A 26,274-nucleotide genomic window follows, 5' to 3' on the forward strand; every position below is an offset into this window, starting at 1 on the left:
CGATACTGGGGCCGATGAGACTCACTGCTTTCTGGAACAACATGCACCAGCAGTTCGGCGAGGCGTACGCGCAGAGCCTGGCCAAGGACTACGTCATCGAGGGTCTCGGCTCCAGGACGGTCCAGCAGGCGCTCGCCGACGGGGCGAGCCCGAAGGAGGTGTGGCGGGCGGTGTGTGACGCGTTCGACCTCCCGTTCTCCGTGCGCTGACGGAGCGGGCCGCCGACGCGCCGCGACGACGGTTCCTCCACGGGTCGCCCACGAAATCGAACAGAGGTTCGGGTAGTGTGGGTTGTCCACAGGCGAACGTCGGACGTCGCGATTGTCGTATCGACCGCGTAGCGTCGTGCGCATCATGAAGAAGAAGGCACCCACCCAACAACAGGGGTATCCCGTGGCATCTGGAGACCGAGACAAAGCTCTCGACACAGCGCTCGCGCAGATCGAGCGGCAGTTCGGCAAGGGCTCCATCATGCGCCTGGGCGACGATGATCGCCCGCCGATCGAGTCGATCCCCACCGGGGCGATCGCCCTCGACGTGGCGCTCGGCATCGGCGGTCTGCCCCGGGGGCGGATCATCGAGATCTACGGCCCCGAGTCGAGCGGCAAGACCACCGTCGCCCTGCACGCGGTGGCCAGCGCGCAGAAGCTGGGCGGCATCGCCGCCTTCGTCGACGCCGAGCACGCGCTCGACCCCGAGTACGCCAAGAAGATCGGCGTCGACACCGACAACCTCCTGCTCTCCCAGCCCGACACCGGTGAGCAGGCCCTGGAGATCGTCGACATGCTGGTGCGCTCCGGCGCGGTCTCCATCGTCGTGATCGACTCGGTGGCCGCACTGGTCCCCCGGGCCGAGATCGAGGGCGAGATGGGCGACAGCCACGTCGGCCTGCAGGCCCGCCTGATGTCGCAGGCGCTGCGCAAGATGGCCGGTGTGCTGCACCAGACGGGCACCACCGCGATCTTCATCAACCAGCTGCGCGAGAAGATCGGCGTCATGTTCGGCTCCCCGGAGACGACCACCGGCGGCAAGGCGCTCAAGTTCTACGCGTCGGTCCGCCTGGACGTCCGCCGTATCGAGACCCTCAAGGACGGCACGGACGCGGTCGGCAACCGCACCCGGGTCAAGGTGGTCAAGAACAAGATCGCGCCGCCGTTCAAGCAGGCGGAGTTCGACATCATCTACGGCGTCGGCGTCTCCCGCGAGGGCAGCCTCATCGACCTGGGCGTGGAGCACGGCATCGTGCGCAAGTCCGGCGCCTGGTACACGTACGAGGGCACCCAGCTGGGCCAGGGCAAGGAGAACGCGCGCACGTTCATGCGCGAGAACGTCGACCTGGCCAACGAGATCGAGAAGAAGATCAAGGAGAAGCTGGGCGTGCCCGTCAAGGGCGACGACAGCGCCTCCGGCTCCGCGGCCGAGAGCGGCAAGGAGCCCGCCAAGGACTCGGCGGACACCGCGGCCAAGGCGTCCGCCAAGCGCGCCCCGGCCAAGACCGCCAAGGCGCCCGCGCCGGATGCGTGACCGGGGCCGGCCCGGGGGGCGGCGCCCCTCCGACGGCGCACGCTCCGAGGACACCTCCGAGCACACCTCCCCGGGCGGGTCCGGACCGCCCGGGGACGATCCCGAGGCGCAGGCCCGCGCCCTGTGCCTGCGGATGCTCACCCACTCCCCGCGCACCCGCGCCCAGCTCGAACGGGCGCTGCACCGCAGGGAGTTCCCTGAGGAGGTCGTCGACGCCGTCCTGGGGGCGTTCGGCGACGCAGGGCTGATCGACGACGCGGCCTTCTCCCGCGCCTGGGTCTCCTCCCGCCACCACGGCAGGCGGCTGTCCCGACGCGCCCTCGCCCAGGAGCTGCGCACCCGGGGCGTGGAGGAGGACACCGTCAAGGAGGCGGTCGCGGAACTGAGCGACCAGGACGAGGAGGAGGCCGCCCGCGACCTGGCCCGCCGCCGCCTCGCCACGACCCGGGGCAAGGACCGGGAGGTCCGCATCCGGCGCGCCCTGGGCGTCCTCGCCCGCAAGGGCTACTCCTCGGGCCTGTCCTACCGGATCGTCCGCGAGGAACTCGAACGCGAGGGCGTCGAAGCCGACCTGTACGACCCCGACCTCTGACCGGGACGCGCCTCCCGGGCCGGCCGCCCGCGCGGTCCGCGAGACCGATGACCACGGGAGGTCCCGTGCAGGGGGAAGCCGTCCCGATCCTTCGCGTCGCCGACGCCGAAGCGGCCTCGGCCCGGTACCGGCGCCCGGGCTCCACCCGCGAGTGGGAGCACCGGTTCGAGCCGGGCCTTCCCGCCTTCGTCGGGGTCGCCCGCGGGCAGGTCCGGCCGTTCCTGTCCGAGCACGAGGGCGACGCCCGCCCCGACACCCTGGTCCACCTGCGGGTACGCGACGTCGACGCGGTCGCCGCCGAGTTCGGGGTCCCGGTGGAGAACGCCCCCCCCGGGCCCGCGGGACCGAGCTGCGCGACCCCGGCGGCAACCGCCTGCGGGTGGGCACCCCGAAGGACTGACCCGCCCCGCGCCCCGGAGCGGGGGCCGGCGCCGCCCCGCTCACGCCGACCGCGTCACTCGGAGGCGGACGCCCCGGCCGTTCCGGCGGGGTGCGGCGCCTGTTCGCCGGACCCCCGGTCACCGGCGGAGGCCTCCGCGGGGGGATCGGCGCCCTCGTCGCCGGTCGCGGCGGTCCCCGGATCCGCCGCCGCGTCTGCCCCGGGCGGTCCGGCGGGCTCCGGCGCGGGGCGCGGCTCCGGCGGGTCGGTCACCAGCTCGAGGGGGGCGACGTCCGCCGTGAACCCGAACACCCTCGCGTAGAAGGCCAGTTCGGCCTCCAGCGCCCGGACGCGGACGTCCTCCGCGGTGAACCCGTGCGCCTCGCCCTCGAACTCCAGCAGGGCGTACGGGGTCCCGCCGTGCCCCAGCGCGGTCGCCATCGAGAAGGCCTGGTCCGGTGTGACGACGGGATCGTCCAGCCCCTGCAGCAGCAGCACCGGTGCATCGATATCCCCGGCCCGGTTGACCGGCGAGCGCTCGCGGTACCGCTCCACGAACCCAGGCAGCGTGCCCACGAGGGAGTCCAGGAACCGCGACTCGAAGTCGTGCGTGCTCTCCGCGAACCCCAGCAGGTCGGTCACGCCGAACAGCGACACCCCGCAGGCGAAGGTGTCACCGGTCAGTGCCATCAGCGCCGTGTACCCGCCGGCGCTCGGGCCGCGGATCGCCAGCCGCTCGGGGTCGGCCACCCCCTGCTCCACGAGGGCCCGCGCGGCGGCGGAGCAGTCCTCCACGTCCACCACGCCCCACTCCTTGTGCAGGCGCTTGCGGTACGAGCGGCCGTACCCGGTGGAACCCCCGTAGTTGACATCCACCACGCCGATCCCGCGGCTCGTGAAGTACGCCTTGGCCAGGTCGAACTCCAGCGTGCTGACCGACACCGGGCCCCCGTGCGCCCACACCACGTACGGCGCGGGCCCCCGGGCCCCGGCGCCGGGGTTGGTCGGCGGGTACACGTTGGCGTACACGGGCGCCCCGTAGCGCCCGGGGAGCCGTTCCTGCCGGGGGACGGGGAGGTAGGCGGGGTCGGGCAGCTCCTCGGCGGCCCGGCGCAGCACCTCCACCCGTCCCGAGACCGGGTCCAGCCGCACCAGGCACGGGGGCTCGGTCGGGGACGAGGCCACCGCCACCACGGAGCGGCCGTCCGTGTCCAGCATCCCCCACGTGGTCAGGTCGGTCGCCACGGGTGTCAGGTCGAGGGTGTCGGGGTCGTACACGCCCGGCGTCAGGTCGGCGTGCCCGTGCAGCGCCACGACCTTCCCCGACTCCAGCACGCAGAAGGACCGGTTGCCCAGCCGGCCCGGCGAGGCGTGGAACTCCTCCTCCGCGGGGTACAGGGCGATCGGCTGCCCGGTCGTCCCCGCCTGGTACAGGTTCCACCAGCCGGGCCAGTCCGAGGCCACGTACAGGGTCGCGTCGTCCACCCAGGCGGGGGACACCACCGACTCGTCCACGCCCCCCTTGATCGTGTACTCGGCGGACAGGCCCGTCTCGCCCAGCGCGCCCACGCGCAGCTCACTGCCGTCCCAGGGCATGCGCGGGTGGTTCCAGCGCACGTAGGCCAGGTGGCCGCCACCGGGCGAGGGGGTGGGCGAGGCGTAGAAGTCCGCCCCCGACACCAGCTCGCGCACCGCCGACGGGTCCTCGGCCCCCCGCCCGGAGAGCGGCACCGCCACGATCGACCGGCGCACCGCGCCCCGCGCGTGCTGCTCGCGCACGCACAGCACACTGCGCCCGTCCGGGCTCAGCGCGGGGTCGGCGTAGCGCAGCGCCGCGGGCTCCTCGGGTTCGGGTGTGAGGGGGACCGGCTCTCTCGTCCCGCGTTCCAGCAGGTAGAGGCGCTGGTCGGAGGAACGGCAGAACACGACGCCGACACGGGCGATGGCCTTGTCGTCACGGCGGGGGACGGGCAGGAAGGCCCGTCCCCCGTACTCGTGCACCCGCGTGCCCGCGCTCCAGGGCGCGGACAGCAGGTCGGTCACCGTCCCGTCGGCGTCCCGCCGCATGAGGGTGGTCCGTCCCTCCTCCGGTCGGCTCTCCTCCCACCAGACCTCGTCGCCCACGACGGAGGGGAACGCCATCCGGCGCACTCCTCGGGCGACGTCGCCGGCGCTGATGGGCGATGGCCAGGAGCCGTAGGGGCTCGACAGTTCAGACATGTCCCGCTCAGGATGGGTCGTGGGTTCGATCAGATGACATGTCGACCTTAGTCCTCACACGCGTCCCTGTGCAGTCCCGCGGGGACCCTGTGTCCGGGTGCGAACGGCGACGGCCCCGCGCACGCCGTCGTGGCGTGCGCGGGGCCGTTCCGGCCGGGGCGGGGGGTCAGTCCCGCCGGTTCTCCGGGCCTTCGTCGTCCTTGTCGGAGCCCTCGTCCGGCGCGGTCGCGCCGGACGGTCCGGCGGCGGTCGCGCCGCCCTCGGCGGGCTCCTGGGCGGTGGCGTCCGGGGCCGCCGGGCCGGGCTGGGCCTGCACCGCCACGGGGGCGCCGCCGGCGGCCGTCGGCTTGGTGGAGGGCCTGCCGCGGCGGGAGTTGCGGCGCTCAAGCCAGATCGCGAACCGGCTCAGGGACAGGTTGATGACGATGTAGATGATCGCGCAGATGATCGCCGCGGGGATGACGTTGCTCTCGCGGGTCGCCACCAGGGTGAAGCTGCGCAGCAGCTCCGGGAAGGCGACGATGTAGCCCAGCGCGGAGTCCTTGAGCAGGACCACCAGCTGGGCGACGATCGCGGGCATCATCGAGGTGATCGCCTGCGGGATGAGGATCAGCCACATGTTCTGGGTCTTCGTCATACCGATGGCCTGCGCCGCCTCGGACTGCCCCTTGGGCACGGCGAGCACACCGGCGCGGAACACCTCCGCCAGCACCGACCCGTTGTACAGGGTCAGACCCGTGACGACGGCGACCAGCGCCGTCACCTGGAACGTGCCGGTGGGGATGTCGAACACCTGGTACGCCACGATGGGCAGCGCCATCGTGAAGAAGATCAGCATCAGCAGCGGGATGCCGCGGAAGAACTCCACGACGGCCCCGGCCGGGACGCGGATCCACCAGTGGTCCGACATGCGGCCGATACCGAACACGAGGCCGAACGCGATGGCGAGCACCGCGGCGGTCAGGGCGGCCGTCAGGGTGTTCTGGAGGCCCGGGATGACGTAGTCGGTCCAGGTGTCGGGCCGCAGGAACGGCTCCCACTTCTCTGCCGTCCACTGCCCGGTCGGGTTGACCGCCCAGGTGGCGGGGTCGAACAACCCCGTCTCCCGCTCGGTCAGGGTGCGGTTGAAGCCCAGGTACAGGATCGCCAGGCCGATCGCGAAGAGGATCAGCGTGCCGACGGTGTAGACCGCGTTGCGGGCACGGGCCTTGGGGCCCGGCGCGTCGAAGAGGACGCTCTGCGCACTCATCGGACCACCGCCATGCGCTTGGAGAGCCAGCCGAAGAAGTAGCCCGTCGGCAGGGTCAGGATCAGGAAGCCGATCGCGAAGCCGACGAAGGTCGGCAGGACCGGCGCGATGCCCTGGTCGAACATGAGCTTCATCTCCCTGGACGCCTCCTGAACGCCCAGCCCCGCTACGGAGGCGACGGTCGTGTTCTTGGTCAGCGCGATGAGCACGCTGCCCAGCGGGCCGACGACGGTTCGCAGAGCCTGCGGGATGACGATCAGCCGCAGGTTCTGGGTGAAGGTCAGACCCAGGGAACGGGCCGCCTCCACCTGGCCGAGGGGGATGGTGTTGATGCCCGAGCGCAGCGACTCGGAGACGAAGCAGGCGGTGTAGGCGGAGAGGCCGATGACCGCCCACCAGAACACGTCCCACGCGACGGTGCCGGACAGGCTCAGCCCGAGGGCGCTGTTGAGGCCCAGCCCGCAGAACAGCAGGACCAGGGTCAGGGGGGTGTTCCTGACGCCCTCCACGTAGGCCGTGGAGATGGCGCGCAGCAGCGGGACGGGGGAGACCCGCATCGCGGTGAGCAGGATGCCCAGAACGAAGGAGAAGAGAGCGCTGAGGAGGGTGAGCCGGACGGTCCATGAGAAACCGTCGACAACCCTGTCGATATTGCTGAGAAAGGCTTCCATGGGTCCCAGCTGGTCAAGGGCCGCGCGGCGGAACGGGAGTCCGGTTCCGCCGCGGGCGCGCGGTCAGTACGGGGTGGACTCAGGCGCAGTCCTCGAGCGCGGGGACCTCCTCCTCGAAGGCGAAGTCGGTGGCGCCGAAGGCGTTCTCGAGGGCCTCGGTCGCGGCGCCCTCCTCCCACATCTGGGTGATGGCGGCGTTGACCTCCTCGCAGCGCTCGGTGGAGCCGGCGGGCAGGCCCACGCCGTACTTCTCCTCGCCGAACGGGTTGTTGACCATCCGGTAGGTGTCCGGGTTCTGCGCGGCGAAGCCCGCGAGGATGGTGTTGTCCGTGGTCACCGCGTCGACGGTGCCGTTGCCGAGGAGCTCCAGGCACTCGGAGTAGTTGCCGGCCTCGCGCAGCTCGGCGTCGATGCCCATGTCGTCGACGATGTTGTTGGCCGACCGCGAACCGGAGGCGGAGCACAGCACCTGGCCGGACAGGTCCTCCGGCCCCTCGATGTCGGTGTTGTCGGCGGCCACCAGGATGTCCTGCTGGGCGACGTAGTACGGGCCCGCGAAGTCGACGACCTGGCGGCGCTCGTCGGTGATCGAGTAGGTGGCGATCACCATGTCGACGGTGCCCTGCTGGAGGAAGGACTCGCGGTTCGCGGAGGCCGCCTCCTCCCAGTTGATCTGCTCCGGGGAGTAGCCGAGCTCGCCGGCGATGTAGGTGGCCACGTCGACGTCGAAGCCCACGGGGGTGTCCCCCTCCAGGAGGCCCAGACCCGGCTGGTCGTACTTGACGCCGATGGTGATGGTGTCGCCACCGCCCTCGCCGCCGTCGCCACCGCCCTCGCCGCCACCGCCGACGTCGGCGGTGCCACAGGCGGTGAGAGCGAAGGCCAGAGCCGCGGTGCCGCCCAGGATGCTGCTGATGCGTCCGACTCGCATGTCGGATACCTCTTCCTTGAGTTCGGGAGAAGGGGAAGGAAAGGGGAGACCTAGTGGGTCAGGATCTTGGAGAGGAAGTCCTGGGCCCGCTCGGACCGGGGGTTCGTGAAGAACTCGTCCGGAGTGTTCTCCTCGACGATCTGGCCGTCGGCCATGAAGACGACGCGGTTGGCGGCGCGACGGGCGAAGCCCATCTCATGGGTGACGACGACCATGGTCATGCCTTCGGTCGCCAGGTCGGTCATGACGTCCAGGACCTCCTGGACCATCTCCGGGTCGAGCGCAGAGGTGGGCTCGTCGAAGAGGAGCACCTTGGGGTTCATCGCCAGGGCCCGGGCGATGGCCACACGCTGCTGCTGCCCGCCGGAGAGCTGGGCCGGGTACTTGTTCGCCTGGTTGCCGATCCGGACCCGGTCCAGGAGCTCCATGCCGCGCTTCTCGGCATCGGCCTTGGACTGGCGAAGGACCTTGACGGGCCCCAGGGTCACGTTCTGCAGCACGGTCTTGTGCGCGAACAGGTTGAAGGACTGGAACACCATGCCGACATCGCTGCGGAGCTTGGCGAGACCGCGTCCCTCCGCCGGCAGGGGCTGGCCGTCCAGGGTGATGACCCCGGAGTCGATGGTCTCCAAGCGGTTGATCGCTCGGCACAGAGTCGACTTTCCGGACCCGGACGGTCCGATGACGACTACCACCTCGCCGGAGTTAACCGTCAGATTGATGTCTTGGAGCACGTGCAGGTCGCCGAAGTGCTTGTTGACGTTCTCCAGCACGACGAGAGGAGTTGATGTCATGTGGGGAACTTAGTGGGTTCGACGAGCACTGTCACCCTGAAAACGCCGCCCGAATTCACGGTGGCGCACTTGTTACAGACTCACGACTGGAAACGTTACCAGTGAACGTTGTTCGGTTTGATATCGCCACGCTGGGTGTTTGTCCGGTGGCGTTTCAGATTCGGCGTCTCGACTATCGGCCGCCCGGAAAACGTCGCGGAACCGGGTCGATAACGCGACGCGCCGACGCGCCCCGGAGGACGGGCCGCGTTGCGCGCCCGGACGGGGCGGCCGGGGACCGCGGCCGTCCCCGGGCGGTGCGCCGCACCGGATAGCCTGGTCCCGTGAGCCAGAGTCGTACCTACCAAGTGCGGACCTACGGCTGCCAGATGAACGTCCACGACTCCGAGCGCCTCTCCGGTCTGCTGGAGGACGCTGGGTACGCGCGCGCAGCCGAGGACACCACCGCAGACATCGTCGTGTTCAACACCTGTGCGGTCAGGGAGAACGCCGACAACCGCCTCTACGGCAACCTCGGGCACCTGCGCCCGGTCAAGGATGCCAACCCGGGGATGCAGATCGCCGTCGGCGGCTGCCTCGCCCAGAAGGACCGCGGCGAGATCGTGCGCCGCGCGCCCTGGGTCGACGTCGTCTTCGGCACCCACAACATCGGCTCCCTGCCCACGCTGCTGGAGCGCGCCCGCGTCCAGCGCGAGGCGCAGGTGGAGATCGCCGAGTCCCTGGAGCACTTCCCGTCCACGCTTCCCAGCCGCCGTGAGTCCGCGTACGCGGCGTGGGTGTCGATCTCCGTCGGCTGCAACAACACCTGCACCTTCTGCATCGTGCCCGCGCTGCGGGGCAAGGAGCAGGACCGCCGCCCCGGCGACGTGCTCGCCGAGGTGCGCGCCCTGGTCGCCGAGGGCGTCAGCGAGATCACCCTGCTCGGCCAGAACGTCAACGCCTACGGCAGCGGCTTCGGCGACCGGCAGGCCTTCTCCAAGCTGCTGCGCGCCTGCGGCGGGATCGAGGGGCTGGAGCGCGTGCGCTTCACCTCCCCGCACCCGAAGGACTTCACCGACGACGTCATCGAGGCCATGGCCGAGACGCCCAACGTCATGCCGCAGCTCCACATGCCGCTGCAGTCCGGGTCCAGCAAGGTCCTCAAGGACATGCGCCGCTCCTACCGCCAGGAGCGCTTCCTCGGCATCGTGGAGAAGGTGCGCGCCGCCATGCCGCACGCCGCGATCACCACGGACATCATCGTGGGCTTCCCCGGGGAGACGGAGGAGGACTTCCAGGAGACCCTCCACGTGGTCCGCGAGGCCCGCTTCTCCATGGCGTACACCTTCCAGTACTCCAAGCGCCCGGGAACCCCGGCGGCCACCATGGACGGCCAGGTGCCGCCGGACGTGGTCAAGGACCGCTACCAGCGGCTGGTGGAGCTCCAGGACGGGATCTCCTGGGAGGAGAACAAGAAGCTCGTCGGCCGGGAGGTCGACCTGCTGGTCTCCGAGGGCGAGGGCAAGAAGGACGGCGAGCACCGCCGCCTGTCCGGTCGCGCCCCGGACAACCGCCTGGTCCACTTCGCGGTGGGCGACGGCGAGGAGCCGCGCCCCGGCGACGTGGTGACCGTCGAGGTCACCTACGCCGCACCGCACCACCTGGTGTCCGACTCGGGGATCCGCGGACTGCGCCGCACCCGTTCGGGCGACGCCTGGGCGGCCCGCAACGGCCGCCCGGCCGCGGACGCCAAGCCGGACGTCCTGCTGGGCATGCCCGGGATCGGGGCCCCGGCCCAGCAGCCCGCCGCCGTCGGCGGGTGCTGCGACGCCTGAGTCGTCCGACCGGAAGGGCCCCGGACGTGCGAGCCCGGGACGAACACGCACGCCCCCCTGCGCCGTGGCGCAGGGGGGCGTCGCCGTTCCCGGGCCCCGGTCCCGCCGTCCCGTGGCGCGGGGCCGGGACCGGCCTCAGAGCCGGACCGGGAGGCTGTCCAGGCGCAGGGCGCCGGGGACGGCCCCCGGCCGGGGGCCGCGCCCGGGAACCAGGGACAGGTCCGGATGGGCGGAGACCAGCGCACCGACGCCGATCTCCCCCTCCTGGCGGGCCAGGGCGGCGCCCAGGCAGTAGTGGACGCCGTGCCCGAACCCGACGTGCGCCTCCCCCGGCCTGCCGTGGTGGCGTGTGATGTCGAACCTCTGGGGCTCCGGGTGGACCCGCGGGTCGCGGTTGGCGCCGCCGATGACCGCGATCGCCCGCGCCCCGGCGGCCACGCGGCCGGAGCGCAGTTCGACGTCCTCGACGGCGTACCTCGCCTTGGCGATCACCGCGGTGCCGCCGTAGCGGAGCATCTCGTGCACGGCCGAGGGCAGCAGCCCCGGGTCCTCGCGGAGCATCCCCCACTGGTCCGGGTGCCCGAGCAGGGCGCGGACGCCGTTGCCGAGCAGGTGCGCGGTCGTCTCGTGGCCGGCGATGACCAGAGTGAACACCAGTGTGATCAGCTCGCTCTCGCTGAGGCGTCCGCCGTCCTCGTCGCGTGCCCGGACCAGGGCGCCGAGCAGGTCGTCGGTCGGCTCGGCGCGCCGGGCGGCCAGCATCCCCCTGATGTGCTCGACCATCTCCCCGAGGGCGCTGTTCATGAGTTCGGGCCGGCCCGGGTCGAAGGCGGACAGCCGCTCGCTCCAGGACCGCCAGGCGGGGCGCTCCTCCACGGGGACCCCGACCAGGTCGCAGATGACCGCGATGGGCAGCGGGTAGGCGAAGTGCGGCATGAGGTCCACGACCCCGTCGCCGTCGGCGAGCTCCGGGAGCCGCGCGATCAGCTCGTCGGCGATCTCCTGGACGGCGGGGCGCATCGCGTTGACGCGCCGCACGGTGAACGTGCGCGAGACGAGCTTGCGCAGCCGGGTGTGGTCCTCGGCGTCCTTGTCGAGGAGGGACTCGGTCAGATAGGTGACCAGGTCGGGGCTGATGCCCAGCCCGGTGAGGGCGTCGGAGCGCCTGGCGGTGACCTCCCCGGCGACGTTGGCGGGGTCGAGGACGAACCGCCGGTCGCCCAGGATGGTGCGCACGTCCTCGTCGTCCACGAAGAGCGTGGCCTCCATCGTGTCGACGAACAGGGCCGGCGCCGACCCGCCCGCCGCTCGGACCCGCTCGATCACCGGGAAGGGGTCGGTGGCGAACCCGGGTGCGCGCAGGTCGATGAGGTCGTCTCGGGCGGACGGGGGGTTGGCTGTCATGGGCCCTCCTCGGGAGGTGTCAGGTGGTGCCTGGTGTCTGCTTCAGCCGTGCGATCTCCGCGTGCATGCTCCTGTCCAGGGCGGAGAAGATCTCCAGGGCCCTGACCTGGGCCTTGCGCGTGTTCTCCGGTGGTGCGTCCTGCTCCAGGAGCAGTCGGACGCTCTGTGCCATGAGGTCGGCGCGCGTGCCGTGGTCGGGCACGTGCATCCCCTGCTCCTCCAGGACGGGCGGGGTGACCAGGTGGCCGAGGACGAGCGCGTTGTAGGCGTACAGCTGGTCGTCCACGGGCGGGTCCGGGCGCAGGAGCCCGAGGTCGCGCAGCGCGTCCCAGTAGGCCCTCATGGCCCTCTGGCGCTCGCGGACCGTCCCCCCGACGAGGGCGGCCGCGTCCCGTGAGAGGGCCCCCAGGGACTCGGTGCCCCCGGTGAGGACGGCCCGCATCAGCGGTGAGTCGAGGTGGTTCAGGTACAGGGAGCGGGCGACCTCGCTGGGCCGCACGTTGTCCGGCGACCTGCCCACGACCTCCAGGACCTGCCGCATCAGGCCGAGCTGGGCCCGCATGACCACCGCGAGCAGCAGCGTCTCCTTGGTGGCGAAGTGGAGGTAGACGGTGCCCTTGCCGACCTTCGCCCTCCTGGCGACGTCCTCGACGGTGATCTTGCGGCGCCCCCAGGCCACCAGCAGCTCCTCCGCGGCGTCCAGGATGCGGTCGGCCCTCAGTTCCCGTTCGGCCGCGGCCGCGTCTGCGGCCGGGGAGGGGAGGGTGGAGGCGCCCGGGGGCGTGTCGGTCGACGGGCTCACGATGTGCTCCTGCGAGTCGGGGACGGACGGGATGCGGTTTGACCACGCGTGTTGACGCGACGACCATATCCCCACCCCTCCTCTCTGACTCTGTGACCAGATTTGAAAACTGGTCACATGGTCAAGATAGGCGAAGGAGTCCCCGGGGACAAGGGGTGCACGACACCGGGGGCCGGGCCCGGCCGGGCCCGGCCCCCGGAACGGCCGAAGGGAGCGGGAGGCGCTACCCGGGGGAGCGCTGCCCGTGCGGGACCAGCGTCGCCACGTCCACCAGGGCCTCACCGGGCTCCTCCGGAGAACCGGACAGGGCCGTCTCCACCTGGGACAGCGCACGCTCGACCAGGTCGGGGGCGTCGTGGGGCAGCCAGCGGACCCGGGGGTCGCGGCGGAACCACGACTCCTGGCGGCGGGCGAAGCGCCGGGTCGCCTGGGCGGTGGCCGCCTTCGCCTCCTCCTCGGACATCTCGCCGTCGAGCTGGGCCAGGGCCTGGGCGTACCCGAGGGCGCGGGACGCCGTACGTCCCTCGCGCAGTCCCAGCCCGTCCAGGACACGGACCTCGTCCAGCAGGCCCTGGTCCCACATGCGCTCCACACGGGCGTCGATGCGCTCGTCCAGCGAGGGGCGGGGGGAGGACAGGCCGATCTGCGTGCACGGGTAGAAGGACGTGTGGTCCGGCAGGTTCGCGGTGAACGGCCGCCCGGTCAGCTCGATGACCTCCAGGGCCCGCACGATCCGCCGCCCGTTCCCGGGCAGGATGGTGCGCGCCGCCGCCGGATCGGCCTCCGCCAGCCGGGCGTGGAGCACCCCCGGGCCCACGTCGCCGAGCTCCGCCTCCAGGCGGGCCCGCACGCCGGGGTCCGTGCCGGGGAACTCCAGGTGGTCCAGGACGGCGCGGACGTAGAGCCCGGACCCGCCCACGAGGACGGGGATGACGTCCCTGTCGGCGCAGTCCTCCACGCGCTCACGGGCCATGTCCTGGTAACTGGCCACGTCCGCGGGCTCGCTGACCTCCCACACGTCCAGCAGGTGGTGGGGGACCCCGCGTCTGTCGGCCTCGCCGAGCTTGGCGGTACCGATGTCCATGCCGCGGTAGAGCTGCATGGAGTCGGCGTTGATGACCTCGCCCCGGCGTCCCGTGCGCTCTTCGAGTCGCAGGGCCACCTCGACGGCGAGATCGGACTTGCCCACAGCGGTCGGGCCGACAACCGCGATCACCTTGATCATCCTTCCAGCGTAGTCAGTTCGCGGCCTGCCCCGGCCGGTCCCGGGCGCCGGGGCTCCCGCCGCCGCCCGGGCGCAGGGGCCCGGGCGGGCGGTCGGGGACAGGCCGTGACCACGCCTAGGATGGTCGGCATGCGATTCGCCAAGGGCCACGGAACAGAGAACGACTTCGTGATCCTCCCCGACCCCGACGGGGAGCTCGAACTCACGGAGGAGGCCGTCCGCCTGCTGTGCGACCGCCGCGCGGGCATCGGCGGCGACGGCATCCTGCGCGTGGTGCGCACACGCGCCCTGGGCGAGGCGCTCGCGCCGTCCGCGCGCACCGCGGAACGCGCCGAGTGGTTCATGGACTACCGCAACTCCGACGGGAGCGTCGCGGAGATGTGCGGCAACGGCGTGCGGGTGTTCGCCCGCTACCTGGTGCACGCCGGCCTGGTCGACGGCGACGTCTTCGAGGTGGGCACCAGGGACGGCGCCAAGGAGGTCCGGGTCGGCTCCGAGGGCGACGTCACCGTCGACATGGGCCGGGTCGAGAGGCAGGGCACGTCCTCGGCGAAGCTCGCCCGGCAGGTGGTGCACGGCGCCCAGATCTCGGTGGGCAACCCCCACCTGGCCTGTGAGGTGCCCGGCCCCGTCGCGGACGTGGACCTGACCGAGCCGCCCCTGCTGGACCGCGAGGCCTTCCCCGAGGGCGCCAACGTGGAGGTGTACACCGAGGTCGAGCCCGGTGTCCTCGACATGCGCGTCTTCGAGCGCGGCTCGGGCGAGACCCGCTCCTGCGGCACCGGGATCGTCGCCGCGGCCGCCGCCGCCACCCCTGCCGGCGAGGGCGCCACCTGGCGTGTGAGGGTCCTCGGCGGGGAGTGCACCGTGTTCCTGGACTCCGACGGCGCGAGGATGAGCGGCCCGGCCGCCATCGTGGCGGAGGGCGAGACCTCCCTCCTCTCCTGAGGACCGCGCCGCCCCGCGGCACGGCGGTGCCCGGTCCGCGCGCCGGACCGGGCACCGCCTGGTTCGCGGGCGACCCCTCAGGGAGCCCGTACCCCGCCCCGGGTCAGGGACGGTCCCCGATTCCGTTGACCCAGCCGGACCACACGAAGGTCCGGTAGGAGACGGTCACGGGGAGTTCGAGGCCGTGCTGCGCGAGGGAGGACTCGCCGGGCTCCTCCTCGAGCAGGGTGACGTCCCGGTAGAGGAGCGCACCGCTCTCGGAGTCGAAGACGTACCGGTACTCGTTGGTCTGCGAGCCCTCGTCGATCCTGATCTGGAACAGCTCGCCGTCGCGTGCGAGGGGGTCCTGGGTGCTGCCCGCGTACTCGACGCCGTCGAACCCGGAGAGCACGCGCAGGGCGGCGGCCCGCTCGTCGGCGTCCAGCGGGCGGTTCTCGTAGAGGTGGTTCAGGGCGTTGACGAGGGCTCCGTCCGCCTCGGGACTGTCGGCCGGGACGTCGTCATTCCCCCACTCCAGGAGGGTTTGCGCCAGGATGTCCGCGTCGGTGGGCAGGTCCCTCGGGAGGACGAGGCTCTCGTCCATGGTGCTCTCGAAGTCGTCCGACCGGTCGTCGAGGAACTCCCGGTGCTCCTCGACGTCCCCCCGGGTGTCCTCGGCCTCTCCGGCGGTGCTGATCTCGCGCATGTCGCCGCCGGGGCCCTGCCAGTACTGCCAGTCGTAGGGGATGAAGCCGACGCTGTGCAGGTCGTCCTCGCTGGGCTCCTCCCCGGCGAAGCTGGTGACGGTCAGCAGCTCCTGTCCGGTCGAGGAGACATGGGCGACATCGCCGTCGCCGGGTGCGTCGTCGCCCTCCGCGGCCGTGTCGGCGAGGTCGAGGAGCCGCTCCGCGCCGGGTTCGGGCGCGCCCCCGGTGACCTCGATCGGGTCCGGTGGCGCAGCGTACGCGGAGGGGATGCCCGCGGGGCCCCCGCCCGCGGCGCCGACCACCAGGGCGGCGGCGGTGGTGGCGGCGACCAGGGTCGCGGCTCCGGCGAGGACGGGGATCCGGCGCCACAGGGGGCGTCGGGCGGGTGCGGCGTCGAGCATGGCGATGGCCTTCGTGCGTGCGCGTTGGCGGTCGGGGAAGGAAGCGGTCGCCCCGGCACGGGGGTCGCTGTCGTTCAGGAGCGCGCGAAGCGCGGTGACGTCGTCCACGACGCCTCCTCTCTGTCAGGGGTGTCGGAAGCGGGTCGGGCGGTGTCGTCCATGAGGGCCTGGAGCCGTCGGCGGGCGCGGTGGAGGCGGCCCCGCGCGGTCACGGGGGCGCAGCCCACCACCCGGGCCGCCTCGCGGCTGCTCAGCCCCTCCCAGGTCACGAGCATCACGAGCTCGCGGTCGGTGTCGGAGAGCCCGGCCAGCGCGGTGAGCGCCGACTGGCGCCGGATGACTCGCTCCGTGTCGTCCGGTGAGTCCCGCCAGAGCTGTTCCGGGGGAGTGGGGACCTCGCCGCGCCCGCGGACCTCCCGCAGCGTGGCGAGGGTGATGCGGCGGGCACAGGCGTACAGCCAGGGGAGCTCCCTGTCCGCGGGTACCCTGTCGCGCCGCCGCCAGGCGACGACGAACGCCTCGGAGGCGACGTCGTCGGCCAGGTCGGGGCCGACCCTGCGGCGTGCGTAGTTGTACACCGCGTCGTAGTGCCTCTCGAACACCGCGTTGAACTCCGCGTGCCCGGGCGGGTCGCCGTCGTGGCTCGTCACCATCGGCAACTCCTCTCTGTCACCCTCTTGTGTCGCCCGGGCGGTCGTTGTTCGAGGGGGAGGGGGAGAAATCGCGCGAACGGGTGTGATGTGGGGCACATGGGGTGGGATGGTCGCCGGGGTGCGGCGGGGCGGAGGCCGGGAGCGGGCGGGCTCGGTGGGGCCGGTGCGGAGGTGTCGGGGCGGAGGCGGTAGGGCCGGGAGGGGCGGCCCCGGGGGTGGGGTGGGGCGCGGGCACGCCGGAGCCGCCGGGGGTGGGGTCCCCCTGATTCAAGGAAAGCACCTGTTCACCGGTCGGGGACAGCCCCGTCCCGGACCTGTGGACGGGGCACGCCCCGGGTCAGCGCCCCAGCAGCTGGTCGACGGTGAGACCGCGCAGCGACGCGTCGAGGACGCGCGCGGTGTGGGTCACCGCGACCCGCCTCCCCGCGCGCTCCATCGCCGACGCGATCTGGAGCGCGCACCCGGGGTTGCCCGACACCAGCGCGTCGGCGCCGGTGGAGGCCACGTCCCGGCCCTTGCGGTCGCCGAGTTCCCGTGCGGCGTCGGGCTTGAGCAGGTTGTAGACGCCCGCCGAACCGCAGCAGACCTCCTTGTCCGGCAGGTCGGACACGCGCAGCCCCGGAATGCCGGCGAGGAGGGCACGGGGCGCCTGTGTGATCCCCTGGCCGTGGGAGAGGTGGCACGCGTCGTGGTACGCCGTGTGCAGCGGGAGGGGATGGCGCTCGGCCCGCGGGCCCAGGTCCACCAGGAACTCGGTGAGGTCCACGACCTTCGCCGACATGTCGCGCGCGCGACGCACCCACGCGTCGTCCGCGCCCGCCTCGGCCAGGGTGCGGTCGAAGTGCTTCATGCTGGAGCCGCATCCGGCGGAGTTGACCACGACCCGGTCGACGCGCGCCCGCTCGAACACCTCGACGAGGCGCCGGGCGAAGGCAGCGGACTCCTCCGACCGCCCGGAGTGCCCGGACAGGGCGCCGCAGCATCCCTGGGAGCGGGGGACGACCACGTCGCAGCCCTCCATCGCCAGCACGCGCGCGGTCGCGGTGTTGACCTCGGGGAAGAACGCGCCCTGGACGCACCCCACGAGCATCCCCACCCTGGCCCGGGCCCTCCCCACGGCGGGCACCAGGGGCGGGAGCGGGGGAGGGGGCGACGACAGCGGCGGTGCGATGCGCTCCATGGCGGCCAGGGCCGGGGAGATCCGCTCCAGGAGGCCCGAGCGCCGGACGAGGGAGGACGCCCCGGTGGCCCCGTAGGCGCGCAGCGGTCCGCGCATGAGGCGCAACCTGCGCCGGTACGGGAACAGGGAGAAGATCGCGCCCCGCAGCACCCGCTCCCCCCGCGGCCGTTCGTGCTCCCTCTCCACCCTGTTCCGCGTGTGCTCGATGAGGGCGTCGTAGGCCACCCCCGACGGGCACGAGGAGACGCAGGCCAGACACCCCAGGCAGTTGTCGAAGTGGCCGACCGCCGTCTCCGTGAGGACGTCCTCGGTGTGCATCTGGGTCATCAGGTGGATACGTCCGCGCGGTGAGTCCATCTCCTGTCCCCACAGCACGTTCGTGGGGCAGGTGGGGAGGCAGAACCCGCAGTGGACGCAGTCGTTCAACAGGTCGCCGAACACCTGGTCCCGTTCGCGTGGAGCCTCCGGCGGCTGGTCGGTCACGTGCACTCCCTCAGGTCCTGGAAGGTTCGGACGCCCGGTTCAGGCGCCGTCGGCGAAGCGCCCCGGGGCCAGGCGGCGGCCGGGGTCGAAGGAGTCCCTGACGGCCCGCATCAGCGGCAGGCCGGGGATCTCGCCCCACGGGTCCACCCCGGCGGCGTGGACGTGCGGTTCCGCGCGCAGCAGGGTGGCCGACCAGCCGGGGCGGGAGCGGGCCCCCGCCACCGTGTCCGCCACGGCCCCCGCGGGCGCGCCCGGGGCGAACGAGACGAAGAGCGCGCCGCGCGGCACCGAACCGGTGACCACCGCGTCCGTCCCGTGCGCGCGGCCGGCCAGGGCGCCCAGCGCCTCGGCGGCCTCCGCCGACTCGGCGGGAGGCACGGACACCCGGACGACCGTGCCCTCGGAGGGGAGCAGCCCCCACCCCGCCGGCAGCTCCCGGTCCACCCGTGGCCCGGGCGGCGCGGCGCCCTCCCGCGGCTCGGCCCCGCGCAGGACCGAGAGCACGGTGGCGGTCCTGGCCTCCAGCCCCTCCGGCGTCCCCTCCAGCACGACGCGCAGACAGGGGCCGTGGTGAGGGACGGCCGGGGACGGTGGGGCCGGGGCGGTGCGGTCGGCGTCGGTCGGGGGTGGTGGGGGGAGACGGGTGGGTTGGGCTGCGCCGGAGGCGTCGGTTGAGGGTGGTGGGGGGAGACGGGTGGGTTGGGCTGCGCCGGAGGCGTCGGTTGAGGGTGGTGGAGGGAGACGGGTGGGCCAGTGGAGCTCCACCGCCGCAGGCACGACCGTGGTCGCGCGCAGGGCGGCCGTGATCCGCTCCGCGTGACCGCGGGAGGCCAGGGGGATGGTCACCACCCGCAGGGCGGGCGGCAGCGGGTGCAGGCGGAAGGCCACCGAAGCGATCACGCCGAGGGTGCCGAGGCCTCCCGTGTGCAGTTTCGCCAGGTCGTACCCTGCCACGTTCTTGACCACCCGGCCGCCGCTGCGGGCCACCACCCCGTCGGCCCGCACGACGGTCATGCCGATGACCAGGTCGCGCAGGGCGCCGGTGAGCAGGCGGCGCGGGCCGGACACTCCTGTGGCGACCATGCCGCCGACGGTTCCGCCCTCGCGCACGGGGTCGACGGACAGGCGCTGTCCGGCGGCCTCCAGCACGGCGAAGAGGTCGGCGACGGGGGTGCCGGCCCCGACCTCGACGACGAGGTCGCCCGCGATGTGGTCGATCCACGACAGGCCGCCGGTGTCGACGACCAGGTCGGCGGAGCGCGGGACCCCGCCCCAGTCCATGGCGGTACCGTGGCCGCGCGCGACGACGGTGAGTCCCCGCCTCCCGGACACGGCCATGATCCGGGCGAGGGCGTCGGCGTCTGCGGGCCGTGCCACGTACCCGGGGACGAGGGTCCCCACGGCGTCGTCGGCGGTCCCCCTCCTCAGGGCGCAGCCCTCGACCTGCAGCTTCTCCGCGGGTGTCACGTGTCCTCCCTCGTCGTCGGAGCCGTCGCTCAGAACTGGTCGGCCCGCCCGGACTCCACGAGCGGGTGCACGCCCCTGCGCACGCCGGGCCGTTCGCCGCACAGGCGCGGCGTGGGGAGCAGCTTGTCCGGATTGGCGATGCCGTCCGGGTCGAAGGACCGGCGGAACAGGTCGAACGTCGCCAGGTCGTCGGGACCGTACATGCGCGGCATCTTGCACGCCTTGTCCACGCCCACGCCGTGTTCCCCGGTGATGGAGCCGCCGTGTTCGATACACAGGTCGAGGATGGCCCCGGAGACCTCCTCGGCCCTGTCCGCCGCGCCGGGCTCGGTGTCGTCGAACAGCACCAGGGGGTGGAGGTTGCCGTCGCCGGCGTGGAAGACGTTGGCGACGCGGATGCCGCTGGACTCCGACAGCTCGGTGATGCGGCGCAGCACCTCGGGCAGGGCGGTGCGGGGGACGACGCCGTCCTGGACGATGTAGGCGGGGCTGATCCTCCCCACCGCGGCGAACGCCGACTTGCGCCCCTTCCAGATGCGGGCGCGCTCCTCGGGGCCGCTGGCGGTCCGGGTCTCGAAGGAGCCCGCCTCGCCGCACAGCCGGACGACCTCGGCGAGCTGGGCGTCGACCTCCGCGGCGGGGCCGTCCAGCTCCACGACCAGCACGGCCGCCGCACCCTGCGGGTAGTCGCAGGCGACGGCCTTCTCGGCGGCCTCGATGGCGAGCGCGTCCATCATCTCCATGGCGGAGGGCAGCACTCCGGCGGCGATCACCGAGCTGACCGCCCGCCCGCCCGCGTCCATCGACGTGAACGCGGACAGCAGGGTCACGGTCTTCTGCGGGGCGCGGGTCAGGTTGACGGTGATGCGTGTGGCGATGCCGAGCGTGCCCTCGGAGCCGACGAACGCGCCGATGAGGTCGTAGCCGGGGGCGTCGGGGCTCCGGCCGCCGAGGCTGACGAGTTCGCCGGAGGGGGTGACGATGTCGAGGCCGCGCACGTGGTTGACGGTGAACCCGTACTTGAGGCAGTGGGCGCCGCCGGAGTTCTCGGCGACGTTGCCGCCCACCGAGCACACCTGCTGGCTGGAGGGGTCGGGCGCGTAGTAGTACCCGTGGGGGGCCGCGGCGCGGGTGACGTCGAGGTTGGCCACCCCCGGCTCGACGACCGCGCACTCGTTATCGACGTCGATCTCGATGATGCGGCGCATGCGCGAGGTGACGACCAGGACGCCCTCGGCGTGGGGGAGCGCCCCCGCGGAGAGGCCCGTGCCCGCGCCCCGCGGCACGAAGGGGACACCGCGGTCGGAGCAGAGCCGGACGACGGCGGCGACCTGCTCGGCGGTGGTGGGGAGCACGACGACGCCGGGGACGGACCTGTGGTGGGTGAGCCCGTCGCTCTCGTAGGTGCGTCGCCGGGAGGCGTCGGTCAGGACGCCGTCCTCACCGCAGATGTCGCGCAGCACGGGGACGAGGGCGGCCAGGGCCGCCGGGGTCCGTGTGGCGGGTGCGGTCTCGGTCATGGCGCCTCCCGGGCCGGTCCGGAGAAGTGGGTCCGGGAGCCCTTCCCCGGCTGCGACCTCGCAAGGGGAACGTACGACCGCACCCCCTGCCGTAGCAAGGGGTGCGATGGAAAGTCTCTTCCGTTTTATGGAATCAAGCCCGAACTACGGCATGCGCTCGTAGGCCGGCAGCGTCAGGAAGTCCACGTACTCATCGGCGAGGGCCACCTCGGAGAACAGCTCCTTGGCCTGCTGGTACAGGTTCTCGTCGTACGCCTCCCCCAGGGACCCCCGGATGGCCGCCAGCTCCTCGTCGATGAGCTGCCTGACGAGCTCGGCGGTGACCTTCTCGCCGCCGTCGAGGGTGACGTCGTTGTGCAGCCACTGCCAGATCTGGGACCGGGAGATCTCGGCGGTGGCGGCGTCCTCCATGAGGTTGTGGATGGCCACCGCGCCGTTGCCGCCCATCCAGGCCGCCAGGTACTGGAGGGCGACGTTGATGTTGCCGCTCAGGCCGGCGAGGGTGACGCCGCCCGGGGTCCGGTCGACGGAGAGCAGGTCCGCGGCGGTCGCCTCGACCTCGGGACGCTGCTTGTCGATCTGGTGGGGGCGCTCGCCGAGGACGCCGTCGAAGACCTCCATGGCGACCGGGACCAGGTCGGGGTGGGCCACCCACGAACCGTCGAACCCGTCGCCGGACTCGCGGGACTTGTCGTCGCGGACCTTGGCGAAGGCGACCTCGTTCACCTCGGCGTCGCGGCGGGACGGGATGAACGCGGCCATGCCGCCGATGGCGTGGGCGCCGCGCTTGTGGCAGGTCTTGACCAGCAGTTCGGTGTAGGCGCGCATGAACGGGGCAGTCATCGTCACGGCGTTGCGCTCGGGCAGCAGGAACCTGCGGCCGCGGGTGCGGTGCGTCTTGATGATGCTGAACAGGTAGTCCCAGCGCCCCGCGTTGAGCCCCGCGGAGTGCTCCCGCAGCTCGTAGAGGATCTCCTCCATCTCGAAGGCGGCCGGGATGGTCTCGATCAGGCAGGTGGCGCGGATGGTGCCGCGCGGGATCCCCAGGCGCTCCTGGGCCAGGACGAAGATGTCGTTCCAGAGGCGGGCCTCGAGGTGGCTCTGCATCTTGGGCAGGTAGAAGTACGGCCCCTTGCCCTTGGCGATCTGCCGCCGGGCGCTGTGGAAGAGGTAGAGCGCGAAGTCGACGATGCCGCCGCTCGTCCGGCGGCCGTCGACGAGGATGTGCTTCTCGTCCAGGTGCCAGCCGCGCGGCCGGACGACGACGGTGGCGAGCTCGCCGTCCTCCTTCAGGGCGTAGGTCTTGCCCTGCGGGGAGGTGAAGTCGATCTGCCGGTCGAGGGCGTCGCGCAGGTTGAGCTGCCCGCCGATCATGTTCTCCCACAGCGGGGTGTTCGCGTCCTCGAAGTCGGCGAGCCACACCTTCGCGCCGGAGTTGAGCGCGTTGACGGTCATCTTGCGGTCTGTGGGGCCGGTGATCTCGACCCGGCGGTCGGTGATGCCGGGCGCGGGCGGGGCGACCTGCCAGCTGTCGTCCTCGCGGATGTGCTTGGTCTCGGGGAGGAAGTCGAGGTCGGTGCCCGCGGCGATCTGCTCCTCGCGGGTCCTGCGGGCGGCGAGGAGCTCCTGGCGGCGCCCCTCGAAGGTGCGGTGGAGTTCGGCGACGAGGGCCAGGGCCTCATCCGTGAGGATCTCGTCGAACCGGTCGTGGAGGGGGCCGGTGATCTCGACCCCGTGCGTGGCGCCCATGGAAACCTTCCGCAATACGAAAATAGCTTTTGGTATGTGGAAAACGACGCTACCGTCAGTGCCTCCGCGCGGTCAACGCCGCGGTCCGCGCACATGATCGTGAAGTTTCCCGGCGCGTGAAGGTCCGGAAAACTTCCGCCCGGAAGATCGGGACTTCTTCGGCCAGTATCGACCGGGGGGCACCGGGCGACTCCGCACGGCGCAATGTCGCGTGTCGCACGGCCTGCGATAATTCAGATGCCCCGGCGGCGGCGACCTGCCACCATCGACAGGGCGCCCGTCGCGGCCCGCCCACGGGAAGAATCAGGACGGCGGCCGCGTTGACCCACCTGGAGGGATATGAATACAGCTGACACCCGCGGAATCTCCGAGCCCGGCCACGAGGCCGCAGGCGAGGACGTCTTCCGCGAGGCGATCACCGTCGGGGACGGGGTCGACGGGAACGATGCGACCCGTGGGGCCGAGGCCGACGGCGGAGACCGCCGGAACGAGCCGAGGAACGCTCCCGACCAGGGTGAGATGGAACTCGCCGAACGCCACGCGCTCCGCCGCGTGCAGGGGCTTTCCACCGAACTCACCGACATCACCGAGGTCGAGTACCGGTCGCTGCGGCTGGAGCGCGTCGTCCTCATCGGCGTGTGGACCAGCGGCACCCAGACCGACGCCGACAACTCGCTCACCGAACTCGCGGCCCTGTCCGAGACCGCCGGGGCACTCGTCCTCGAAGGCCTCACCCAGCGCCGCTCCAAGCCGGACCCGGCCACCTACGTCGGCAAGGGCAAGGCGGCCGAACTCCGCGACATCGTCGAGGCGACCGGCGCCGACACCGTCATCTGCGACGGTGAGCTCACCCCCGGCCAGCTGCGGCAGCTGGAGGACGTCGTCAAGGTCAAGGTGGTGGACCGCACCGCCCTGATCCTGGACATCTTCGCCCAGCACGCCAGCAGCAGCGAGGGCAAGGCCCAGGTCGAACTCGCACAGCTCAGCTACCTGCTGCCGCGACTGCGCGGCTGGGGCGACTCCCTGTCCCGGCAGGCGGGCGGCTCCGGCGGCGGAGGCGCGGGCGGAGGCGTGGGCCTGCGCGGTCCCGGTGAGACCAAGATCGAGACCGACCGCCGGCGCATCAACGACAAGATGGCCAAGCTGCGCCGTCAGCTCGCCCACATGCGCACCGCGCGCGACGTCAAGCGCGACGTCCGGCGCACCCGCGAGGTGCCGTCCGTGGCCATCGCCGGGTACACCAACGCCGGCAAGTCGAGCCTGCTCAACCGGTTGACGGGGGCCGGCGTCCTGGTGGAGAACGCCCTGTTCGCCACCCTGGACCCGACCGTCCGCCAGGCGCGCACGCCCGACGGCCGGGGCTTCACCCTCAGCGACACCGTCGGATTCGTCCGGCACCTGCCGCACCAGCTGGTGGAGGCGTTCCGCTCCACCCTGGAGGAGGTCGCCGACTCCGACCTGATCCTGCACGTGATCGACGGGTCGCACCCCGACCCCGAGAGCCAGATCCGCGCAGTCCACGAGGTGTTCGCCGACATCGAGGCCGCTGAGGTGCCCGAGCTCATCGTGGTCAACAAGGTGGACGCCGCCGACCCGGACGTGCTCAAGGTGCTGCGGACCCGCTACCCGAACATGGTCGAGGTCTCGGCCCGTACCGGCGAGGGCGTTCCCGAGCTGGTCGCGGCGCTCGCCGACGCGCTCCCCGAGCTCGCGCACGAGGTCAACGCGCTCGTCCCGTACTCGCGGGGCGACCTCATCGCCAAGGTGCACCAGGAGGGACGCATCATCAGCGAGGAGCACACCGGAGACGGAACGGCGATCCACGCCTTCGTCCCCGAGCTGCTCGCGGCGAAGCTCAACGAGTACGCGCCCAGCAGGGCCTGAGTACCGCGCGGTCCCCCCCCGGGGGCCGCACCCGCCACCGGCTGCGACCGGGGCGCCCCGACCGGGGCGCCCCGGTCCTCGCATGTCGGGGGCCGCCGCAGGCCCGCGGGGCCGGACGGGGCCGAGGCGCACGGTCCGGGACCGGACCGGCGGCGCGGGGCGCCGGTGTCCTTCGTCACGCCGTCCACTCGCGAGTTCTGCCCCGCGACGCTCGCATTCGTCCCCCGGGAGAGGTGTACACGGAGTCCGCGGATGGACTACGGTTTTGGAGCACTGGCCGCCAGCGGCCCGCTGTCCCCCGACAGCCGACGCTCCTTCCCGCTGTCACGGCACCGCGGCGGCCCCACGGCCGCCTCCTGCCGACCCTGTCGGATCGTTCCAGATACGAGGTCGTTATGTCCGCCCGTGCATCCCGCGACCGTGTACCGCACTCGCGCCGGCGGATCTGACCGACGAGGGCGGAAAACCCCATGACGGTAGTACTCCTCAGCAACATCGGTCGGCTGTGGACCGGGAACGAGATGCTCACCAAGGCCGCGCTCCTCATGGACGGGGACCGCGTGGCCTGGGTCGGACCCGCCGCCGAGCTGCCCCAGCGCATCCCCGGCGTGGTGGACGACCTCACCGACGTCGACGACGTCGTCAACATCGGCGGCGGACTCATCACGCCCGGGCTGGTCGACGCCCACTGCCACCCGGTCTACGCGGGGGACCGCTACGCCGAGGTCAACATGTGGGCGAAGGGCGCCTCCAAGGGCGACATCTTCGCGGCGGGCGGCGGCGTCTCCACCACCGTCACCATCACCCGCGGGACCGACCCCTGGACCCTGTGCAACGCGGTCCGCGAACGCCTGCGGCACTGGGTCCTGACGGGCAGCACCACCGTCGAGGCCAAGACCGGCTACCACCTCACCAGGGACGGCGAACTGGCCGACGTGCGCCTGCTGCGCTCCCTGGAGGAGGAACCGGGGATGCCGCGCCTGCACGTGACCTTCTTCCCCGCGCACGGGGTGCCGCCCGAGTTCTTCGGACGGCCCAAGGACTACGTGGCCACGGCCGCCTCGTGGCTCGGCGACGCCGCCCTGGCCGGTGCTGACGGGGTGGACGTGTACTGCGACAACGAGCAGTTCACCACCGAGGACGCCCGCCTGCTGCTGGGCGTCGGCCAGTCGGTGGGGCTGCGCACCACCCTGCACGCCTGCTCCCGCCCCCGGCACGGCGCCGTGCGGATGGCCACCGAGCTCGGCTGCTCGTCGGTGGACCTCCTGCACGAGACCGACGACCGGGACATCCTGGCACTCGCCACCACGCGGACCCCCGTGGTGGCCTGTCCGACCACGTCCCTGCACGAGCGCCGCACCCCGCCGGTACGGTCCCTGCTCGACCACGGGGTACCGATCGGCCTGGGCACCGACCACAACCCGGGCCTGGCCGGGACCACGTCGATGCCGTTGGTGATCTCCCTCGCCGTCTCCATGTTCGAGATGACCGTCCACGAGGCGCTGCACGCCGCCACCGTGGGAAGCGCCCACTCCCTGGGGCTCCGCGACCGGGGCATGCTGACGCCGGGAAACCTGGCGGACCTGGTCCAGTGGGACGCCGACCACGAGGGCGCGTTCGCCTGGTCGATGGGACTGAACACCCTGCGCGTCTGGCAGGGCGGCAAGACCATCCGCTGACGCCCGCGCCCGTGACCGC

The 26,274-nt window shown here is 72.4% G+C and carries 21 protein-coding genes and 1 pseudogene; 8 read left to right on the forward strand and 14 right to left on the reverse strand.

Annotated elements, in window-relative coordinates:
• Positions 1–14 precede the first annotated feature (14 nt).
• From ACFQBR_RS00920 to ACFQBR_RS00935, 4 genes and pseudogenes are all read left to right on the forward strand, one after another.
• Positions 15–209, forward strand: a complete 195-nt coding sequence (locus tag ACFQBR_RS00920) for a DUF3046 domain-containing protein (RefSeq protein ID WP_267946021.1) — start codon at positions 15–17, stop codon at positions 207–209.
• Positions 210–393: 184 nt separating this feature from the next.
• Positions 394–1,524: a recombinase RecA gene (gene recA / locus ACFQBR_RS00925; RefSeq protein WP_267946020.1), complete on the forward strand. Its 1,131-nt coding sequence runs from the start codon at positions 394–396 to the stop codon at positions 1,522–1,524.
• Positions 1,517–2,116 carry a recombination regulator RecX gene (gene recX / locus ACFQBR_RS00930; RefSeq protein WP_344180890.1) on the forward strand — a complete coding sequence of 200 codons (600 nt, stop codon included), beginning with the start codon at positions 1,517–1,519 and terminating at the stop codon, positions 2,114–2,116. Before recA ends, recX begins: the two co-directional genes overlap by 8 nt.
• Before the next feature lie 47 nt (positions 2,117–2,163).
• A pseudogene (locus tag ACFQBR_RS00935) lies at positions 2,164–2,358 on the forward strand (glyoxalase superfamily protein); the annotation flags it as partial.
• 212 nt (positions 2,359–2,570) lie between these two features.
• Here ACFQBR_RS00935 and ACFQBR_RS00940 read toward each other — a convergent pair.
• The 5 genes from ACFQBR_RS00940 to ACFQBR_RS00960 all read right to left on the reverse strand — a co-directional run bounded on the left by ACFQBR_RS00940 (position 2,571) and on the right by ACFQBR_RS00960 (position 8,360).
• Entirely contained in the window at positions 2,571–4,715 is a 2,145-nt protein-coding gene (locus ACFQBR_RS00940) for a S9 family peptidase (protein ID WP_344180888.1), read from the reverse strand.
• 166 nt (positions 4,716–4,881) lie between these two features.
• Entirely contained in the window at positions 4,882–5,964 is a 1,083-nt protein-coding gene (locus ACFQBR_RS00945; RefSeq protein WP_267946016.1) for an amino acid ABC transporter permease, read from the reverse strand.
• The gene (locus ACFQBR_RS00950; protein ID WP_267946015.1) at positions 5,961–6,635 is read right to left on the reverse strand and encodes an amino acid ABC transporter permease; all 675 of its coding nucleotides are present in this window, start codon (positions 6,633–6,635) and stop codon (positions 5,961–5,963) included. Before ACFQBR_RS00950 ends, ACFQBR_RS00945 begins: the two co-directional genes overlap by 4 nt.
• 79 nt (positions 6,636–6,714) lie before the next feature.
• Entirely contained in the window at positions 6,715–7,566 is an 852-nt protein-coding gene (locus ACFQBR_RS00955; RefSeq protein ID WP_267946014.1) for a glutamate ABC transporter substrate-binding protein, read from the reverse strand.
• A 50-nt stretch (positions 7,567–7,616) separates the two neighbouring features.
• Positions 7,617–8,360, reverse strand: coding sequence for an amino acid ABC transporter ATP-binding protein (locus tag ACFQBR_RS00960; protein WP_267946013.1), 744 nt, complete (start codon positions 8,358–8,360; stop codon positions 7,617–7,619).
• 347 nt (positions 8,361–8,707) lie between these two features.
• Here ACFQBR_RS00960 and miaB point away from each other — a divergent pair, with 347 nt between their 5' ends.
• Positions 8,708–10,174 carry a tRNA (N6-isopentenyl adenosine(37)-C2)-methylthiotransferase MiaB gene (miaB, locus tag ACFQBR_RS00965; protein ID WP_344180893.1) on the forward strand — a complete coding sequence of 489 codons (1,467 nt, stop codon included), beginning with the start codon at positions 8,708–8,710 and terminating at the stop codon, positions 10,172–10,174.
• Between the two features lie 135 nt (positions 10,175–10,309).
• On the opposite strand, the gene ACFQBR_RS00970 is transcribed toward miaB, so the two are convergent.
• From ACFQBR_RS00970 to miaA, 3 genes are all read right to left on the reverse strand, one after another.
• Positions 10,310–11,578 (reverse strand): cytochrome P450 family protein, encoded by a 1,269-nt coding sequence (locus ACFQBR_RS00970; protein ID WP_344180884.1) that lies wholly within the window; start codon positions 11,576–11,578, stop codon positions 10,310–10,312.
• 19 nt (positions 11,579–11,597) lie between these two features.
• Positions 11,598–12,380: a TetR/AcrR family transcriptional regulator gene (locus tag ACFQBR_RS00975; protein WP_344180882.1), complete on the reverse strand. Its 783-nt coding sequence runs from the start codon at positions 12,378–12,380 to the stop codon at positions 11,598–11,600.
• 223 nt (positions 12,381–12,603) lie between these two features.
• Complete coding sequence (miaA, locus tag ACFQBR_RS00980; RefSeq protein WP_344180880.1) at positions 12,604–13,605, reverse strand: tRNA (adenosine(37)-N6)-dimethylallyltransferase MiaA; 1,002 nt, start codon at positions 13,603–13,605, stop codon at positions 12,604–12,606.
• Positions 13,606–13,725: 120 nt separating this feature from the next.
• Here miaA and dapF point away from each other — a divergent pair, with 120 nt between their 5' ends.
• Positions 13,726–14,553 (forward strand): diaminopimelate epimerase, encoded by an 828-nt coding sequence (dapF, locus tag ACFQBR_RS00985; protein WP_267950476.1) that lies wholly within the window; start codon positions 13,726–13,728, stop codon positions 14,551–14,553.
• Positions 14,554–14,656: 103 nt separating this feature from the next.
• Here the strand turns inward: dapF and ACFQBR_RS00990 are convergent, their stop codons facing one another.
• The 6 genes from ACFQBR_RS00990 to aceB all read right to left on the reverse strand — a co-directional run bounded on the left by ACFQBR_RS00990 (position 14,657) and on the right by aceB (position 22,692).
• Positions 14,657–15,748 carry a CU044_5270 family protein gene (locus ACFQBR_RS00990; protein WP_267946009.1) on the reverse strand — a complete coding sequence of 364 codons (1,092 nt, stop codon included), beginning with the start codon at positions 15,746–15,748 and terminating at the stop codon, positions 14,657–14,659.
• Complete coding sequence (locus tag ACFQBR_RS00995) at positions 15,715–16,293, reverse strand: RNA polymerase sigma factor (protein WP_344180878.1); 579 nt, start codon at positions 16,291–16,293, stop codon at positions 15,715–15,717. The genes ACFQBR_RS00990 and ACFQBR_RS00995 overlap by 34 nt, the downstream gene beginning before the upstream one ends.
• A gap of 337 nt (positions 16,294–16,630) precedes the next feature.
• A complete protein-coding gene (locus tag ACFQBR_RS01000; protein WP_344180876.1) occupies positions 16,631–17,956 on the reverse strand; it encodes a (Fe-S)-binding protein in 1,326 nt (441 codons plus the stop codon).
• A gap of 39 nt (positions 17,957–17,995) precedes the next feature.
• Complete coding sequence (locus ACFQBR_RS01005; RefSeq protein WP_378551742.1) at positions 17,996–19,423, reverse strand: FAD-binding oxidoreductase; 1,428 nt, start codon at positions 19,421–19,423, stop codon at positions 17,996–17,998.
• Between the two features lie 29 nt (positions 19,424–19,452).
• Entirely contained in the window at positions 19,453–20,943 is a 1,491-nt protein-coding gene (locus tag ACFQBR_RS01010) for an FAD-linked oxidase C-terminal domain-containing protein (protein ID WP_267946005.1), read from the reverse strand.
• 144 nt (positions 20,944–21,087) lie between these two features.
• Positions 21,088–22,692 carry a malate synthase A gene (gene aceB, locus ACFQBR_RS01015; protein WP_344180872.1) on the reverse strand — a complete coding sequence of 535 codons (1,605 nt, stop codon included), beginning with the start codon at positions 22,690–22,692 and terminating at the stop codon, positions 21,088–21,090.
• A gap of 339 nt (positions 22,693–23,031) precedes the next feature.
• Here aceB and hflX point away from each other — a divergent pair, with 339 nt between their 5' ends.
• Positions 23,032–24,576, forward strand: a complete 1,545-nt coding sequence (gene hflX, locus ACFQBR_RS01020; protein ID WP_344180870.1) for a GTPase HflX — start codon at positions 23,032–23,034, stop codon at positions 24,574–24,576.
• A gap of 470 nt (positions 24,577–25,046) precedes the next feature.
• Positions 25,047–26,255 carry an amidohydrolase family protein gene (locus ACFQBR_RS01025; protein ID WP_267946002.1) on the forward strand — a complete coding sequence of 403 codons (1,209 nt, stop codon included), beginning with the start codon at positions 25,047–25,049 and terminating at the stop codon, positions 26,253–26,255.
• Positions 26,256–26,274: the final 19 nt, after the last annotated feature.

The organism is Nocardiopsis tropica, assembly GCF_042660575.1.
In the GTDB taxonomy this organism is placed as follows: domain Bacteria; phylum Actinomycetota; class Actinomycetes; order Streptosporangiales; family Streptosporangiaceae; genus Nocardiopsis; species Nocardiopsis tropica.